The following is a 15432-nucleotide window of genomic DNA, read 5'->3' on the forward strand; positions in this document are numbered from 1 at the left end:
GAAGGGTGTCAGCGACGTTCCGGTTTGGCGCTGCGTCCCATCAGTTCCTTGAGCGCGACCAGGGTGGGCTTGCCGTGGTGGACGATGTCCACGACGGTGTCGGTGATCGGCATGTCCACCCCGTGGCGGCGGGCCAGATCGGCCACGGACTGGCAGGACTTGACCCCCTCGGCGGTCTGCTTGGTGACCGCGATGGTCTCCTCCAGGGTCATCCCGCGGCCCAGGTTGGTGCCGAAGGTGTGGTTCCTGGAGAGCGGCGAGGAGCAGGTGGCGACCAGGTCGCCGAGGCCCGCGAGGCCGGAGAAGGTGAGCGGGTCGGCACCCATCGCCACGCCCAGGCGGGTCGCTTCGGCGAGTCCGCGGGTGATGAGGGAGCCCTTGGTGTTGTCGCCGAGGCCCATGCCGTCCGCGATGCCGACGGCGAGGCCGATGACGTTCTTGACGGCGCCGCCGAGTTCGCAGCCGATGACGTCGGTGCTCGTGTACGGGCGGAAGTACGGGGTGTGGCAGGCGGCCTGGAGGCGCTGGGCCACAACCTCGTCCGTGCAGGCGACGACGGACGCGGCGGGCTGCCGGGCGGCGATCTCGCGGGCCAGGTTGGGGCCGGTGACCACGGCGATGCGCTCGGCGGGGACCTTGGCGACCTCTTCGATGACCTCGCTCATCCGCTTGGCGGTGCCGAGTTCGATGCCCTTCATGAGGGAGACGAGCACCGTGTCGGGGGCCAGCAGGGGCGCCCAGGAGGCCAGGTTGCCGCGCAGGGTCTGGGAGGGGACGGCGAGGACGGTGAAGTCGGCGTCCGCCGCGGCCTCGGCCGGGTCGGTGGTGGCCCGCAGGCCCGCGGGGAGTTCGACGCCGGGGAAGTAGTCCGGGTTGGTCCGGCCGGTGTTGATGGCGTCGACGAGCTCCTGGCGGCGGCCCCACAGGGTCACCTCGCAGCCGGCGTCGGCGAGGACGATGGCGAAGGCCGTGCCCCACGAGCCTGTTCCGAAGACGGCCGCCTTCACGGGACGTGTCACTTCTTGCCCTCCCCCGCGGCCTTGCGCCGCTGTTCCGCCCTGGCCTTGCGATGGTCGTACGGCTGCTCGGGCGCCTTTTCGCCCCGCAGCTCCTCCAGCAGCGCGGTGATGGCCGCCATGATGACCTCGGTGACCTCCTTGAGCACGTCCGGGGTGGGTTCCCGGTCGTAGTAGGCGGAGAGGTCCACCGGCGGTCCTGCGAGCACCTGGAGGGTCTTGCGCGGGAAGAGGCTGACCTTGTTCTCCTTGGCGTAGGGCGGCATCGCGAGATTCGCGCCCCACTGGGCCACGGGAATGACGGGCGCCTTGGTGATCAGTGCGACACGGGCGGCGCCGGTCTTGCCGGCCATCGGCCACATGTCGGGGTCGCGGGTGAGGGTGCCCTCCGGGTAAAAGGCCACGCATTCGCCGCGCTCGATGGCGTCCACGGCGGCCCGGAATGCGTCCAGGGCGTTGGTGCTCTCCCGGTAGACCGGGATCTGCCCGCTGCCGCGCAGGATGGACCCGACAATAGGGACCTTGAAGAGGGCGGCCTTCGCGAGCAATCGGGGCACCCGGCCGGTGTTGTACTGGAAGTGCGCGTAGGAGAGCGGGTCCAGATACGAGTTGTGATTGACGGCGGTGATAAATCCGCCCTCGGCCGGAATGTGCTCCATTCCCCGCCAGTCCCGCTTGAAGAGCACCACCAGCGGCGGTTTTGCGATGACCGCAGCCAGGCGGTACCAGAAGCCGATTCTGCGGCGGGACACTCGGACACCTTCCTCTAGGACCGGTGCGCGGCTTGGGCACCTCGTCGGCCGGACAAGTGTGGCCCCCGGTCCGGTCTCTGTCGAGAACACCGTACGCCCCGCTCGCGCCATGCCGCCCCGGGGCCGTCCTGCCGGAGGTGACAATGGGTGCCGAGCGCGCCGGAGGGAAACCCTAGGGAAGGGGGCGGCCACGAACGCCGTCTGGAGTCTGGTGGTCCCGCTGAAGCCCCTTGCGGTGGCCAAGAGCCGTCTCGCCGCGTCCGTGGGCGCGGCCCGTCCCGGACTCGCCCTGGCCTTCGCCCAGGACACCGTCGCCGGGGCGCTGGCCTGCGTCGCGGTCGCGGATGTGGTGGTCGTCACGGACGACGCGGCGGCCGGGTCGGAACTGGCCAGACTGGGGGCGCGGATCGTCCCGGACACCCCGGGGGCCGGTCTCAACGCGGCGCTGGCCCACGGGGCGCGGGCGATACGGGCGGGGCGGCCCGGGGCGGCGGTGGCCGCGATGAACGCCGATCTGCCGGCGCTGCGGCCCCCCGAATTGCTACGCGTGCTCGATACCGCCGCCGCATTTCCCCGGGCATTTCTGGCGGATGCCGCCGGAATCGGGACGACCTTGCTTTCCGCGGCACCGGCCGTGGAATTGGCACCCTCGTTCGGGGGCCCGTCGCGGGCCAGGCATTCGGCCTCGGGGGCGGTGGAAATCGCACTGGAGGGCGTCGACAGCGTGCGCCGCGACGTGGACACGGCGGCGGATCTGCGGACCGCCTTCGCCCTCGGCGTGGGCCGTCACACGGCCCGATACAGTTCCGGTATGCAGGCGACCGCGTACACGTACGATTCCGACACCCGCAGCGGCAGTGTGCTGCTGGACGACGGCACCCCGGTGCCCTTCGAGACAGCGGCCTTCGACGCGGGGGGCCTGCGGATGCTGCGGCCCGGGCAGCGGGTCCGGATCGAGACGGACGGCGAGGGCGCGGGGCTGCGGATCACGCTGGTCACGCTCCAGACCTTCTGAGTCCCGCCGTTCCACCCTTCTGACCTGCGAGGACGTCAATGCACCGCGGGCCGGCTCCCCCTGGGGGAACCGGCCCGGCGTGTGTGACTCGTACCCCTGATCACTTCTTGCGGGCGGTCGTCTTCTTCGCGGTGGCCTTGCGCGTCGTCGTCTTCTTGGCGGGCGCGGTCGTCTTCGCGGTGGCCTTCTTGGCCGCCGGAGCGGTCTTCTTGGCGGCGGCGGTGGTCTTCTTGGCCGCGGTCGCGGCCTTCTTGACCGCGGTGGCCTTCTTCGCCGGGGTGGCCTTCTTGGCGACGGCGGTCTTGGCCACCGCCTTCTTGGCGGTCGCGGTGGTCTTCTTCGCCACGACCTTCTTTGCGACCGCGGTCTTTGCCGCGGCCTTCTTGGCGGTGGTGGCCTTCTTCGCGGCGGCCTTCTTCACCGTCGCGGAGGCTCCCCCGGTGAGGCTGCCCTTCGGCGCCTTCTTCACCGAGACCTCGCCGCCCTTGGGGAGCTTCTTGGTGCCGCTGACCAGGTCCTTGAATCCCTGGCCCGCGCGGAAGCGGGGCACCGAGGTCTTCTTGACCCGGACGCGCTCACCCGTCTGGGGGTTGCGGGCGTAACGGGCCGGCCGGTCGACTTTCTCGAACGAGCCGAAGCCCGTGACCGAGACCCGGTCGCCCGCGACGGTAGCGCGGACGATCGCGTCCAGTACCGCGTCGACAGCGTCCGCGGCCTGCTGGCGGCCGCCCAGCTTGTCGGCAATCGCTTCTACGAGCTGCGCCTTGTTCACGTCTTCCCCTTCGGAGACTTCGCCAGAACGAATGTGTTCAAGCTTATTTCGCACGTTAGGCGGATATATACCGCAAATCAAACACGAAACGGGCTAATCACCCTAGTGCCGCAACGCCGGAGGACGTTACGGAGTTCCTTCGCATCAGTCGCCTTCAGGGAATCGACCCTCGTCGAGGTCCTTCATCAACCTGTCCAGGCGCCTAGCCGCATCGGCGAGATCGTGCTTCGCCGCGGCCGTGACGACCAACAGCTTCCGGGACAGCGCCATCCTTACGCCCTCCGGGACTTGCAGTGAGCGCACCCGTGTGTGTGCTTCTTTCAATCGGTCCGCGACGAGTTCGTAGAGCTCAAGTTGACTGTCGCGTTCCATGCACAGATTGTGCCATCTGGGGCGAGTTGTCGCCTCACGGGGCCTCAACACACAGCTGTGCCCCCCACCATCCGGTGGGGGGCACAGTGTTGTCGATGTGATCACCCAAGGGTGAATAAGCGCTGATCAGGCAGGAATCAGGCCTGAACGGTGCGCGGCTTGAAGGACGGGCGCGCACTTTCGTACGTGGCGATGTCCGCTTCGTTCTGAAGGGTGAGCGAGATGTCGTCCAGCCCCTCCAGCAGACGCCAGCGGGCGTTGTCGTCGAGCTCGAACTCCGCTACGACGCCTTCCGCTCGGACCTCGCGGGCGACCAGGTCGACCGTGATCTCGGCGGCCGGGTCGGCCTCGGTCAGCTCCCACAGCCTGTCGACGGTCTCCTGCGGGAGCACGACGGTCAGCAGGCCGTTCTTCAGCGAGTTCCCGCGGAAGATGTCGGCGAAGCGGGAGGAGATGACCGCCTTGAAGCCGAAGTTCTGCAGGGCCCAGACGGCGTGCTCGCGCGAGGAACCGGTACCGAAATCGGGGCCGGCGACCAGGACGGTCGCGCCGGCGCGCTCCGGACGGTTCGTGACGAACTCGGGGTCCTTGCGCCAGGCCTCGAAGAGCCCGTCCTCGAACCCGTCGCGGGTGATCTTCTTCAGCCAGTGGGCCGGGATGATCTGGTCGGTGTCGACGTTGCTCCGGCGCAGCGGGACGGCCCGGCCGGTGTGGGTGGTGAAGGCTTCCATGGTTCAGACTCCGGCGGTCGCGTCGGCGGCGGACAGGTCGGCGGGCGAGGCCAGGTGGCCCAGCACCGCGGTGGCGGCGGCCACCTGCGGGGAGACCAGGTGGGTGCGTCCGCCCTTGCCCTGCCGGCCCTCGAAGTTGCGGTTGGAGGTGGACGCGGAGCGCTCACCCGGCGCCAGTTGGTCGGGGTTCATGCCCAGGCACATCGAGCAGCCCGCGTGCCGCCACTCGGCGCCGGCCTCCTTGAAGACCTTGTCCAGGCCCTCTTCCACGGCCTGCAGGGCGACCCGGACCGAACCGGGGACGACCAGCATCCGTACGCCGTCGGCGACTTTGCGGCCCTCGACGATCCCGGCGACGGCGCGCAGGTCCTCGATGCGGCCGTTGGTGCAGGAACCTACGAAGACGGTGTCGACCTTGATGTCGCGCAGCGGCTGCCCGGCGGTCAACCCCATGTACTCCAGGGCCTTTTCGGCGGCCAGGCGCTCCGAAGCGTCCTCGTACGAAGCCGGGTCGGGGACGTTGGCCGACAGCGGCGCGCCCTGGCCCGGGTTGGTGCCCCAGGTGACGAACGGGGACAGTGCGGCGCCGTCGATGACGACCTCCGCGTCGAAGACCGCGTCCGCGTCGGTGTGCAGGGTCCGCCAGTACGCCACGGCGGCGTCCCAGTCCTCGCCCACGGGGGCGTGGTCGCGGCCCTCGAGGTAGTCGAAGGTGGTCTGGTCGGGGGCGATCATGCCCGCGCGGGCACCGGCCTCGATCGACATGTTGCAGATGGTCATGCGGGCTTCCATCGACAGCTTCTCGATGGCCTCGCCGCGGTACTCCAGGATGTAGCCCTGGCCGCCGCCGGTGCCGATCTTGGCGATGATGGCCAGGATCAGGTCCTTGGCCGTGACACCCTCGGCCAGCTCGCCGGTGACGGTGATCGCCATCGTCTTCGGGCGGGCCAGCGGCAGCGTCTGGGTGGCCAGCACGTGCTCGACCTGGCTGGTGCCGATGCCGAAGGCCAGCGCACCGAACGCACCGTGGGTGGAGGTGTGCGAGTCACCGCAGACCACGGTGGTGCCGGGCTGGGTCAGACCCAGCTGCGGCCCCACGACGTGCACGACACCCTGCTCGACGTCGCCCAGCGAGTGCAGCCGTACGCCGAACTCGGCGCAGTTCCTGCGCAGCGTCTCCAGCTGGGCCCGGGAGACCGGGTCCGCGATCGGCTTGTCGATGTCGAGCGTGGGGGTGTTGTGGTCCTCGGTCGCGATGGTGAGGTCGAGGCGTCGGACCTTGCGGCCGGCCTGGCGCAGGCCCTCGAAGGCCTGCGGGCTGGTCACCTCGTGCAGCAGGTGCAGATCAATGAAGAGGAGGTCGGGCTCGCCTTCGGCGCGCCGGACGACATGGTCGTCCCAGACCTTCTCCGCGAGTGTCCTACCCATCGCTTTCCCTCCGGCCGGCCGGTTGTGCCGGCGCTTCATAGAGATCTGTTGCGCCTGATCGCCCGCACCCCCACGTCTCGGACGACGGCTCGGACCCAGTGGTTCGTGGACCCGCACATACAGACTCGCTTGTTCTTGGAAAATTTGAACTTGCGTTTCACAGTGTGAGACGTGAATATCGTTTCATGGACAACTCTAGCGGCGTCGGCGTTCTCGACAAGGCAGCTCTGGTATTGAGCGCACTGGAGTCCGGTCCGGCCACCCTCGCCGGGCTGGTCGCGGCGACAGGGCTCGCACGACCCACGGCACACCGGCTCGCCGTGGCACTGGAACACCACCGGATGGTGGCGAGGGACATGCAGGGCCGGTTCATCCTCGGCCCGCGGCTGGCGGAACTCGCCGCCGCGGCCGGCGAGGACCGACTGCTGGCCACGGCGGGACCGGTACTGACACACCTGCGTGACGTGACGGGTGAGAGCGCGCAGCTCTACCGCCGTCAGGGAGACATGCGCATCTGCGTGGCGGCCGCCGAGCGGCTGTCGGGCCTGCGGGACACCGTCCCGGTGGGCTCCACGCTCCCGATGAAGGCCGGCTCGGCCGCGCAGATCCTGATGGCCTGGGAGGAGCCCGAGCGGCTCCACCGAGGCCTGCAGGGCGCGCGCTTCACGGCGACGGCCCTCTCGGGCGTACGGCGCCGCGGCTGGGCGCAGTCGATCGGCGAGCGGGAGCCCGGCGTGGCCTCCGTGTCGGCGCCCGTACGCGGGCCGTCGAACCGCGTGGTGGCCTCCGTGTCGGTCTCCGGGCCGATCGAGCGCCTGACCCGCCACCCGGGCCGCATGCACGCCCAGGCCGTCATCGACGCGGCCGCCCGGCTCTCGGAGGCCCTGCGCCGCTCCGGCTGACCCTGCCCCGCATTCACCCTTCCCCCCGGGCCCGGGGGCGCGTACGACGCCGCACACGTCCGAACACGCGCCTCCGGGCCCGTACTTGTGAGCTCGGCCGCACCGGCTCGGAACGAGCCCGGACAAAGCGAAGAGGCCCTCCGCGATGAACGCGGAGGGCCTCTCCTGTGCGTACCCCCGACCGGATTCGAACCGGCGCTACCGCCTTGAGAGGGCGGCGTGCTAGGCCGCTACACAACGGGGGCTTGCAGGTACTGCGCTGGGCTACCAGGACTCGAACCTAGAACAAAGGAACCAGAAACCTTCGTGTTGCCAATTACACCATAGCCCAAGGGTGGTCTAGACCAGACCACAGTACCCCCGACCGGATTCGAACCGGCGCTACCGCCTTGAGAGGGCGGCGTGCTAGGCCGCTACACAACGGGGGCCCTAGCGATCCTGCATCAAAATGTCCGGGTGCGACCCTGGAGATCTCGCGGGAAGGATCTGTACCCCCGACCGGATTCGAACCGGCGCTACCGCCTTGAGAGGGCGGCGTGCTAGGCCGCTACACAACGGGGGCTAAGCACTGCGTTACTGCTGCACTGCGCTGGGGTACCAGGACTCGAACCTAGAATAAGGGAACCAGAAACCCTCGTGTTGCCAATTACACTATACCCCACCGAAAGTCAACCCCTTGGGGGGATTTTCTTTCGAGTGGCGCCCCCGTCCGGCCTTTCGGCCCGCTCCGGCGGCGCAGAAAGAACATTACCGGATGCCTGACCGTGCTCCAAAACGGGTATCTGCGGCCAGCAGCTCCGGGAGCTGGTCAAGGCCCTCGATCCGGTGCGCCCCATCGGGTCCGGGCCCCCGGCTGCCGTCCCGGTCGAGCCAGAACGCGAGCAGCCCGGCGTCACGGGCCCCGCGCGCGTCGATCTCGGGCTGGTCCCCCACGTACGCCACATCACCCGGCGGCAGGCCCAGCGCCTCGCAGGCGGCGAGGAAGGCCCCCGCCTCGGGCTTGCTCACTCCGAGTTCGACGGCGCAGATCAGCACCTCGAACCGGTCGCGCAGGCCGAGGTCGCGCAGCTTGGGGTCCTGGTTGGCCAGGGAGGAGTTGGAGAGCACCCCGTGCCGGTAGTCGGCGGCGAGGAGGTCGAGTACGGGCACCACGTCCGGGAAGACCGTCCACGCGGCCTTGTAGTGCTCGACGTACTGGTCGAACCAGGCGTCGGCCTGCGCGTCGGTCATCGCGGGCTGTTCGAGGAACTCCCGCACCCGGTCCCGCCGCTGCCCCTGGAAGGTGCCCTCGCCCGCCGCGAAACGCGCCCAGTGGCGGTCCGTGATCCGCCGCCAGAGCGCGAGCGCCTCGGCGGGGGTGCCGTACCGCCCCGCGATCCCCTCGGCCTCCAGGTGGCGCGCGAGGCCCGTGGCGTCGGCCCCGGTGTAGTCGAACAGGGTGTCGTCGATGTCCCAGAGCACGGCGCGGATCGGCATACGCCGAGGCTACGCCGCTTCCCCGTCCCGCGGAGGCAGGACGGGGAAGTCCGTCACGAAGCAGGTGATCTCCCCGTCGGCGCTGCGGCGGCCTCCGCCAACGCCGCAGGGGGCGGCGGCCGGGTTGCGGCTGCCGCCCCCTGCGGGGACGTGCGTCACAGCACTAGGCGGCGAGCTTCGCCAGGGCCGCGTCGATGCGGGCCAGGGAGCGCTCCTTGCCCAGGATCTCCAGGGACTCGAAGAGCGGCAGGCCGACCGTGCGGCCGGTGACGGCGACGCGGACCGGGGCCTGGGCCTTGCCGAGCTTGAGGCCGTGCGCCTCGCCGGCGGTCAGGACGGCCTGCTTGAGGGACTCCGGGTCCGACCAGTCGGCCGACTCCAGGTTCTCGCGCGCCGTGGTCAGCAGGGCCGCCGGCTCGCCCTTCATCGCCTTGTCCCAGGACGCCTGGTCCTCCACCGGCTCCTTCAGGAACAGGAAGTCGACGTTGGCGGTGATCTCCGAGAGGACGCCCACGCGCGTCTGGGCGTACGGCGCGATGCGCTCCCACGCCGCGGCGTCGAAGTCCTCGGGGGCCCAGTTGGCGTGCGGGGCCTGCAGCCACGGGGCGCAGCGGTCCGCGAAGACCTTCGGGTCGAGCAGGCGGATGTGGTCGCCGTTGATCGACTCGGCCTTCTTGAGGTCGAAGCGCGCCGGGTTGGCGTTGACGCCGTCGATGTCGAACTTCGACACCATCTCCTCGATCGAGAAGACGTCCTGGTCCTTGGAGAAGGACCAGCCGAGCAGCGAGAGGTAGTTCAGCAGGCCCTCGGGGAGGAAGCCGCGCTCGCGGTACAGGTTGAGCGAGGCCTCGGGGTCGCGCTTGGAGAGCTTCTTGTTGCCCTCGCCCATCACGTACGGCAGGTGGCCGAAGGCGGGGGTGGTCTTGGCGACGCCCAGCTCGATCAGCGCCTTGTACAGGGCGATCTGGCGGGGGGTCGAGGAGAGCAGGTCCTCGCCGCGCAGGACGTGCGTGATCTCCATCAGCGCGTCGTCGACCGGGTTGACCAGCGTGTACAGCGGGGCTCCGTTGGCCCGGACGATGCCGAAGTCCGGCACGTTGTCCGGGGTGAAGGTGAGCTCGCCGCGGACGAGGTCCGTGAAGGTGATCGGCTCGTCGGGCATCCGGAAGCGGACGATGGAGGCGCGGTGCTCGCCCTCGTACGCCTCGACCTGCACGGTGGTCAGCTCGCGGCAGTGGCCGTCGTAGCCGGAGGGCTTGCCGGCGGCGCGGGCGGCCGCACGGCGCGCGTCGAGCTCCTCGGTGGTGCAGTAGCACTTGTAGGCGTAGCCGCCGTCGAGGAGCCGCTGCGCGACGTCCTTGTAGATGTCCATGCGCTCGGACTGCCGGTAGGGCGCGTGCGGGCCGCCGACCTCGGGGCCCTCGTCCCAGGTGAAGCCGAGCCAGCGCAGCGAGTCGAGCAGCTGGTCGTACGACTCCTCGGAGTCGCGCGCCGCGTCGGTGTCCTCGATGCGGAAGACGAACGTACCGCCGTGGTGGCGGGCGAACGCCCAGTTGAAGAGGGCGGTCCGGACCAGGCCCACGTGGGGGTTGCCGGTCGGGGAGGGACAGAAACGTACGCGGACGTTCGCGTTAGCCACGCTTGATCACCTTGTTGGTGAGAGTGCCGATGCCTTCGATGGTGACGGCGACCTCGTCGCCGACGTTGAGGGGGCCGACTCCGGCCGGGGTCCCCGTGAGGATGACGTCGCCCGGGAGCAGCGTCATGGCCTCGGTGATGTGCACGACCAGGTCCTCGATGGAGCGGACCATGTCGCTGGTGCGGCCGAGCTGGCGCTGTTCGCCGTTGACGGTGCACTGGATGGTCAGGTCGGCCGGGTCCAGGTCGGTCTCGATCCAGGGGCCGAGGGGGCAGGAGCTGTCGAAGCCCTTGGCCCGCGCCCACTGCTTCTCGCGCTGCTGGACGTCGCGCGCGGTGACGTCGTTGGCGCAGGTGTAGCCGAGGATCACGTCCTTGACGCGCTCGCGCGGGACCTCGCGGCACATGCGGCCGATGACCACGGCGAGCTCCGCCTCGTGGTGGAGGTCCTGGGAGAAGGAGGGGTACGTGATCGGGTCGCCCGGGCCGACCACCGAGGTGGAGGGCTTGAAGAAGGTGATCGGCGCGTCCGGGACCTCGTTGCCGAGCTCTGCCGCGTGCTCCGCGTAGTTGCGGCCGATGGCCACGACCTTGTTCGGGAGCACGGGCGGCAGCAGCCGGACCTTGCTCAGCGGGACCTTCGTGCCGGACAGCTCGAAGTCCGCGAACGGAATGCCCTTGATGATGTCGAGGACGAGCTCACCCTCGGACGCCGCGAGGGCAGTGCTGCCCTCGACCGCGCCGAACGCGACATTGCCGTCGATGGAGAACCTGGCGATGCGCACGTGTTGCGTCTGCCCCTCTGTATTTCCGCTGGCTGGAGTCTGCGGACTCCAGGCTAACGCGGTGGGGAGCGGCGCCCCGCGCTGTTTCGCGCGGCTGCTACTGCGCCGGGGTGACGACCGGTGCGTCCATGAGGACCGTGCGGCGCGGGTTGGCCGTCTGGGTCGGCAGCTCGACGGCGTGCTCCGGGGAGGCCGGTGCCGCCTGCAGCTCCTCGGCGTCCTTGAGGTGCGCGAGGGTGGTGCGGCGGGGGTTGGCTATGTTGCGGAACATCGGTCGCGTCGTCTTCGTACTCATGGAGTTGCAGGCCTCAGCTGATCGTCGGGTACCGGTTGACGCGGCCGCCAACCCTGTAAAGGGCAAGGCTAAACATCTAAATCCCTCGCCGAACCGGTAAGTAATGGCCACGGCTGTGTGAGTTTGCTCACCAGCGACCCGGCAATACGGGCATTACGGGCAGTCAAAATGACCCGAAGAAACGGACATTGCGCTACTGAATGTTCCATTCCGCTGCTGATCATCTCGACTGGGACACCTTGACAACCCGGCCGTTTGGGCCATCTAAGTCCGGTTTCTCCCGAAAGCGACCCCACATCGTGTAGCGCCTCCGTCACAAGACGTCACCGACTCTCCGGGGCGACACGCGCACCTTGTTGGAGATCCGCCACTGTGCTGGAATTCGCGGGACCACCGCGGGATACAACCGGCGCGCAGGTGGCGCGACTAGCGCCGAGACGCGGTGGCGCGAGAAGGAAACGCGCCGGTCACCGACGACCACCATGGGGCATTCAGTGCCCCACGACTCGACACCGTTCCACCGGTCTCCCGGTGGGGCGCCTGGTCCAGAGGTTGCGACGCTAGTGCAGGGACGATTCAAGAGGGACGGCAAGGGGTCTCCCCAGGCCCGCCAGGGCCGTGGAGATGCCGCCGCCGAGCAGGAGCCGCGCGGAACCGACCGTGGCACCTCGCCCCAGCACGCCCAGAACCGGGGGCCGGCTGTCGAAGGCGCGGGCCACGACGCCTCCGCCACGGTGAAGGCGAAGGGCCGCGGGAAGTCCGCCAAGGCCGGTCAGACCGAGCCGCAGGACACGGCGATACCGAAGGCCCCCAGCGGGCCCGGTTCCCGTCTCGCCATGCAGAACTGGCGAATCAGCACGCGACTGGTGTCGCTGCTGACCCTGCCGGTCGTCGCCGCCACCACGCTCGGTGGCTTCCGCATCAACGACTCGCTCAACGACATCGCGCAGCTCGAGCACATGCAGCTGCTGACGACGATGACCCGGCAGGCCACCCACCTGGCCGCCATGCTCCAGGAGGAGCGGGACATCTCGGCGGGTCCGCTCTCGCTCACCGGCGGCAAGAGCAACAGCACGGTCGACGGGAAGCGCCAGGAGACCGACAACGCTGCCAAGGCCTTCGCCGCGGCGACGGACAAGGTCGACGACGTCGAGGGCAAGGACGACACCCTCAAGTCGATCCGCAACAACATCCTGCAGATCGGCCGTCAGCTCACCAACATCGAGGACATCCGCAAGCACGCGTACGCCAGCGGTGCCCAGCAGACCGTCACCGAGTACAACGCGCTGATCGTCTCGCTCCTCTCCCTCTCGCAGGACATGGCGCAGGCCACCTCCAACCCGGAGATGATCAAGCGCACGCGCGCCCTGGCGGCCTTCTCGTCCGCCAAGGAGTACGCCTCCATCCAGCGCGCGATCATCGCCGCCTCGCTCCCCGAGAGCGCGGAGAAGCAGGGCTCGCTCAAGGAGAACGACCGTCTGTACGCGCTCTCCGCCCAGCGCGGTGAGCAGCAGGCGAAGAAGACCTTCGAACTCGTCTACCAGGGCCGCTCCGAGGAGCTCCTCGCCGGTCTCGGCGACGGCAACTCCGAGATCGCCAGCGCCGACCACTACGCGCGCCGCGTGCTCTCCACCCAGGACGCCTTCCTCCGCGAGAAGAACCGGTCCTGGCTGGACTGGTACGACGCCGACGGCACCAAGCTCTCGGCGATGAAGCAGATCGAGCTCAGCCTCCTCGAGGACATGGAGCAGAAGGCCCGCGAGCTCAAGCAGGAGTCGCAGCAGGACGCCATCATCAACGGTGCCCTGATCCTCCTCGTGCTCGGCGTCTCCCTCGTCGGCGCCTTCGTCATGGCCCGCTCGATGATCCGCTCGCTGCGCCGCCTCCAGGACACCGCGACCCGGGTCGCCCAGGACCGTCTGCCCGAGCTCGTCAAGCAGCTCTCCGAGTCCGACCCGCAGGACGTCGACACGTCCGTGGAGTCGGTCGGTGTGCACACCCGCGACGAGATCGGCCAGGTGGCCGCGGCATTCGACGACGTGCACCGCGAGGCGGTCCGCCTCGCCGCCGAGCAGGCCCTCCTGCGAGGCAACGTCAACGCGATGTTCACCAACCTCTCGCGCCGTTCGCAGGGCCTCATCCAGCGCCAGCTCTCGCTCATCTCCGAGCTGGAGTCGCGCGAGGCCGACCCGGACCAGCTGTCCTCGCTCTTCAAGCTCGACCACCTCGCGACCCGCATGCGCCGTAACGGCGAAAACCTCCTCGTCCTCGCGGGCGAGGAGCCGGGCCGCCGGTGGACCCGCCCCGTCCCGCTCGTCGACGTGCTCCGTGCCGCCGCGTCCGAGGTGGAGCAGTACGAGCGCATCGAACTGGCCTCGGTGCCGGGCACCGATGTCGCCGGCCGCGTCGTCAACGACCTCGTGCACCTCCTCGCCGAGCTGCTGGAGAACGCCACCTCGTTCTCCTCCCCGCAGACCAAGGTCAAGGTCACCGGTCACGCGCTTCCCGACGGCCGCGTGCTCGTGGAGATCCACGACACCGGCATCGGCCTCTCCCCCGAGGACCTCGCCGCGATCAACGAGCGCCTCGCGGCGCCGCCGACCGTGGACGTCTCCGTCTCCCGCCGCATGGGCCTGTTCGTGGTCGGCCGCCTGTCCCTGCGACACGGCATCCGCATCCAGCTGCGCCCCTCCGACTCGGGCGGTACGACGGCCCTCGTCATGCTTCCGGTGGACGTCGCCCAGGGCGGCAAGAAGCCGGGCGGTCCGGGTGCTCCGGGCGGCCAGGCTCCGGCCGGCGGCCCGGCCGCGTCCGCGCAGGGCTCCGTGCCCGGTCCGGGCGGACGCCAGCCCGTCGGCGCCGCTCCGCAGCGCGGCCAGGTCGGCGCCGGCGGTCAGCGCGCCGCACTGCCGGGCCGCGACGGCGGCCCCGGCCCGCAGCGTCCCCAGGGCGGCCGGCCGCAGCAGCCGGGCGGCCCCGGTGCCCGCCCGCAGCAGGGCGGCCAGGGCGGCTTCGGCGGCGGTGCGCCGACCGGTCCGACCGGGCAGGGCCAGGGTCAGGGCGGCTTCGGCGGCGGTGCTCCGCTGCCGGGCCGCGGTACGGCAGGTGCCGGTGCCGGCACGGCGAACTTCGCGGGTGCCGGACTGTCCGGGGGCCCCCAGGCCCGCCCGACCGCGCCCCAGGGATTCCAGCAGGGCAACGGCTTCGAGCGCCCGCAGCAGCCGCAGGCCCAGCAGCCCCAGCAGCCCCAGGCTTTCCAGCAGCCGGCCGCCCCCGCGGCGCCGGCCCAGAGCGGCCCGCGGCCGCAGCTGCCCCCGCGGGGCGGCGCTGCGCGTGCGGAGCTTTCCGCCCCGCAGACCACCAGCTGGGGTGCCGACCAGGCGCGCGGCCACGACGAGCTGTCGGGCCCCGGCTCGACGGCCGAGTTCCCCCGCCCCGACTTCAACGCCCCGCTCCCCCAGGGGAACGCCGGCAACAGCACGACCGGACAGTTCGAGCGTCCCGACGTGCGGGGTTACCAGGACCAGTCGACCACCGGCCAGTTCGAGCGCCCGGGCGGTTTCCAGCCCCAGCGTCCCGGCGGCCCGGGTGTGGGCGGGTTCCCCCGTTCGCCGCAGGCCCCGCAGCAGCCGCAGGCCGGTGGCGAGTACCTGCAGGTACCGCCCCCGCGGCCCGAGACCCCGAGCCTGCCGCAGGCTCCGCAGCCCGAGGCCCTGCCTCCGGCGACGGGTCACGGCCAGGACCGCAGCCCGATCTTCGATTCGCTGGAGTCGAACTGGTTCCGCGAGGAGGGCCAGCAGCCCGCCGCGCCGGCACCGGTCGTCCCCCAGCAGCCGCAGCAGTCCGCTCCGGCCCCGGCCCCGCAGCAGCACCAGCTGCCGCAGCGCGGCCAGGAGCTCGCGGTCGAGCCCGCCCAGGCGACGACCGGCGCCATGCCGACCGTCAGCTGGAAGTCCTCGCCGAACGACGAGCTGATGCGCCAGGCCGAGCGCGTGCGCCAGCCCGCGGCCGGCGGCATCACGACCTCGGGGCTGCCCCGCCGGGTGCCCCGGGCGAACCTCGTGGCCGGAACCGCGCAGACGCAGGCGGACGCGCAGACCGGCCCTCAGGTTTCGCGGGCGCCCGATGACGTCCGCGGCCGTCTGACCAACCTCCGACGGGGTATTCAGCAGGGTCGCCAGGCCGGCAACAGCGGCCCGGCGACCGGCAGTTACCACATCGACCCCACTTACCAGCAGGAGCGTTAGTTG

The 15432-nt window shown here is 70.3% G+C and carries 12 protein-coding genes, 5 tRNA genes and 1 pseudogene; 3 read left to right on the top strand and 15 right to left on the bottom strand.

The window, feature by feature from the left end:
- Positions 1 to 8: 8 nt before the first annotated feature.
- The gene (locus ACIGFK_RS12845; protein WP_376662332.1) at positions 9 to 1019 is read right to left on the bottom strand and encodes an NAD(P)H-dependent glycerol-3-phosphate dehydrogenase; all 1011 of its coding nucleotides are present in this window, start codon (positions 1017 to 1019) and stop codon (positions 9 to 11) included.
- Positions 1016 to 1768, bottom strand: coding sequence for a lysophospholipid acyltransferase family protein (locus ACIGFK_RS12850; RefSeq protein WP_376662333.1), 753 nt, complete (start codon positions 1766 to 1768; stop codon positions 1016 to 1018). The genes ACIGFK_RS12845 and ACIGFK_RS12850 overlap by 4 nt, the downstream gene beginning before the upstream one ends.
- 208 nt (positions 1769 to 1976) lie before the next feature.
- Between ACIGFK_RS12850 and cofC the strand changes: the two are divergent.
- Positions 1977 to 2579: pseudogene (cofC, locus tag ACIGFK_RS12855) on the top strand (2-phospho-L-lactate guanylyltransferase); the annotation flags it as partial.
- Between the two features lie 304 nt (positions 2580 to 2883).
- Here cofC and ACIGFK_RS12860 read toward each other — a convergent pair.
- The 4 genes from ACIGFK_RS12860 to leuC all read right to left on the bottom strand — a co-directional run bounded on the left by ACIGFK_RS12860 (position 2884) and on the right by leuC (position 6086).
- Positions 2884 to 3555 carry an HU family DNA-binding protein gene (locus tag ACIGFK_RS12860; protein WP_384590586.1) on the bottom strand — a complete coding sequence of 224 codons (672 nt, stop codon included), beginning with the start codon at positions 3553 to 3555 and terminating at the stop codon, positions 2884 to 2886.
- A 144-nt stretch (positions 3556 to 3699) separates the two neighbouring features.
- Positions 3700 to 3927 (bottom strand): hypothetical protein, encoded by a 228-nt coding sequence (locus tag ACIGFK_RS12865; RefSeq protein ID WP_030009267.1) that lies wholly within the window; start codon positions 3925 to 3927, stop codon positions 3700 to 3702.
- Positions 3928 to 4064: 137 nt separating this feature from the next.
- Positions 4065 to 4658 (bottom strand): 3-isopropylmalate dehydratase small subunit, encoded by a 594-nt coding sequence (leuD, locus tag ACIGFK_RS12870; protein ID WP_400051504.1) that lies wholly within the window; start codon positions 4656 to 4658, stop codon positions 4065 to 4067.
- A gap of 3 nt (positions 4659 to 4661) precedes the next feature.
- Positions 4662 to 6086, bottom strand: coding sequence for a 3-isopropylmalate dehydratase large subunit (gene leuC, locus ACIGFK_RS12875; protein WP_376662348.1), 1425 nt, complete (start codon positions 6084 to 6086; stop codon positions 4662 to 4664).
- A gap of 185 nt (positions 6087 to 6271) precedes the next feature.
- On the opposite strand from leuC, the gene ndgR reads away from it, so the two are divergent.
- Complete coding sequence (gene ndgR, locus ACIGFK_RS12880) at positions 6272 to 6988, top strand: IclR family transcriptional regulator NdgR (protein ID WP_073911130.1); 717 nt, start codon at positions 6272 to 6274, stop codon at positions 6986 to 6988.
- Between the two features lie 172 nt (positions 6989 to 7160).
- Here the strand turns inward: ndgR and ACIGFK_RS12885 are convergent.
- From ACIGFK_RS12885 to ACIGFK_RS12925, 9 genes are all read right to left on the bottom strand, one after another.
- Positions 7161 to 7233, bottom strand: a tRNA-Glu gene (locus tag ACIGFK_RS12885).
- A 14-nt stretch (positions 7234 to 7247) separates the two neighbouring features.
- Positions 7248 to 7319 (bottom strand) — tRNA-Gln (locus ACIGFK_RS12890).
- Positions 7320 to 7343: 24 nt separating this feature from the next.
- A tRNA-Glu gene (locus tag ACIGFK_RS12895) sits at positions 7344 to 7416 on the bottom strand.
- 61 nt (positions 7417 to 7477) lie between these two features.
- Positions 7478 to 7550, bottom strand: a tRNA-Glu gene (locus ACIGFK_RS12900).
- A gap of 27 nt (positions 7551 to 7577) precedes the next feature.
- A tRNA-Gln gene (locus tag ACIGFK_RS12905) sits at positions 7578 to 7649 on the bottom strand.
- An 86-nt stretch (positions 7650 to 7735) separates the two neighbouring features.
- On the bottom strand, positions 7736 to 8464 hold the full coding sequence (locus ACIGFK_RS12910) for an HAD family hydrolase (protein WP_376662519.1): 729 nt from the start codon (positions 8462 to 8464) through the stop codon (positions 7736 to 7738).
- A gap of 163 nt (positions 8465 to 8627) precedes the next feature.
- Complete coding sequence (gene gltX, locus ACIGFK_RS12915) at positions 8628 to 10103, bottom strand: glutamate--tRNA ligase (RefSeq protein ID WP_376661884.1); 1476 nt, start codon at positions 10101 to 10103, stop codon at positions 8628 to 8630.
- Positions 10096 to 10887 carry a fumarylacetoacetate hydrolase family protein gene (locus ACIGFK_RS12920; RefSeq protein ID WP_376661885.1) on the bottom strand — a complete coding sequence of 264 codons (792 nt, stop codon included), beginning with the start codon at positions 10885 to 10887 and terminating at the stop codon, positions 10096 to 10098. The genes gltX and ACIGFK_RS12920 overlap by 8 nt, the downstream gene beginning before the upstream one ends.
- Before the next feature lie 97 nt (positions 10888 to 10984).
- Entirely contained in the window at positions 10985 to 11158 is a 174-nt protein-coding gene (locus tag ACIGFK_RS12925; protein ID WP_376661886.1) for a hypothetical protein, read from the bottom strand.
- Positions 11159 to 11745: 587 nt separating this feature from the next.
- Here ACIGFK_RS12925 and ACIGFK_RS12930 point away from each other — a divergent pair.
- Positions 11746 to 15429, top strand: coding sequence for a nitrate- and nitrite sensing domain-containing protein (locus ACIGFK_RS12930; protein ID WP_376661887.1), 3684 nt, complete (start codon positions 11746 to 11748; stop codon positions 15427 to 15429).
- The last annotated feature ends 3 nt before the right edge of the window (positions 15430 to 15432 follow it).

It is taken from the genome of Streptomyces sp. NPDC085524 (genome assembly GCF_044541755.1).
Classification (GTDB): Bacteria; Actinomycetota; Actinomycetes; order Streptomycetales; family Streptomycetaceae; genus Streptomyces.

Excerpts from the sequence above, each read along its gene's own strand:
- leuD (WP_400051504.1), bottom strand. The coding sequence starts at position 4,658 with ATGGAAGCCTTCACCACCCACACCGGCCGGGCCGTCCCGCTGCGCCGG.
- ndgR (WP_073911130.1), top strand. The coding sequence starts at position 6,272 with ATGGACAACTCTAGCGGCGTCGGCGTTCTCGACAAGGCAGCTCTGGTA.
- ACIGFK_RS12925 (WP_376661886.1), bottom strand. The coding sequence starts at position 11,158 with ATGTTCCGCAACATAGCCAACCCCCGCCGCACCACCCTCGCGCACCTC.
- ACIGFK_RS12910 (WP_376662519.1), bottom strand. The coding sequence starts at position 8,464 with ATGCCGATCCGCGCCGTGCTCTGGGACATCGACGACACCCTGTTCGAC.
- leuC (WP_376662348.1), bottom strand. The coding sequence starts at position 6,086 with ATGGGTAGGACACTCGCGGAGAAGGTCTGGGACGACCATGTCGTCCGG.
- ACIGFK_RS12865 (WP_030009267.1), bottom strand. The coding sequence starts at position 3,927 with ATGGAACGCGACAGTCAACTTGAGCTCTACGAACTCGTCGCGGACCGA.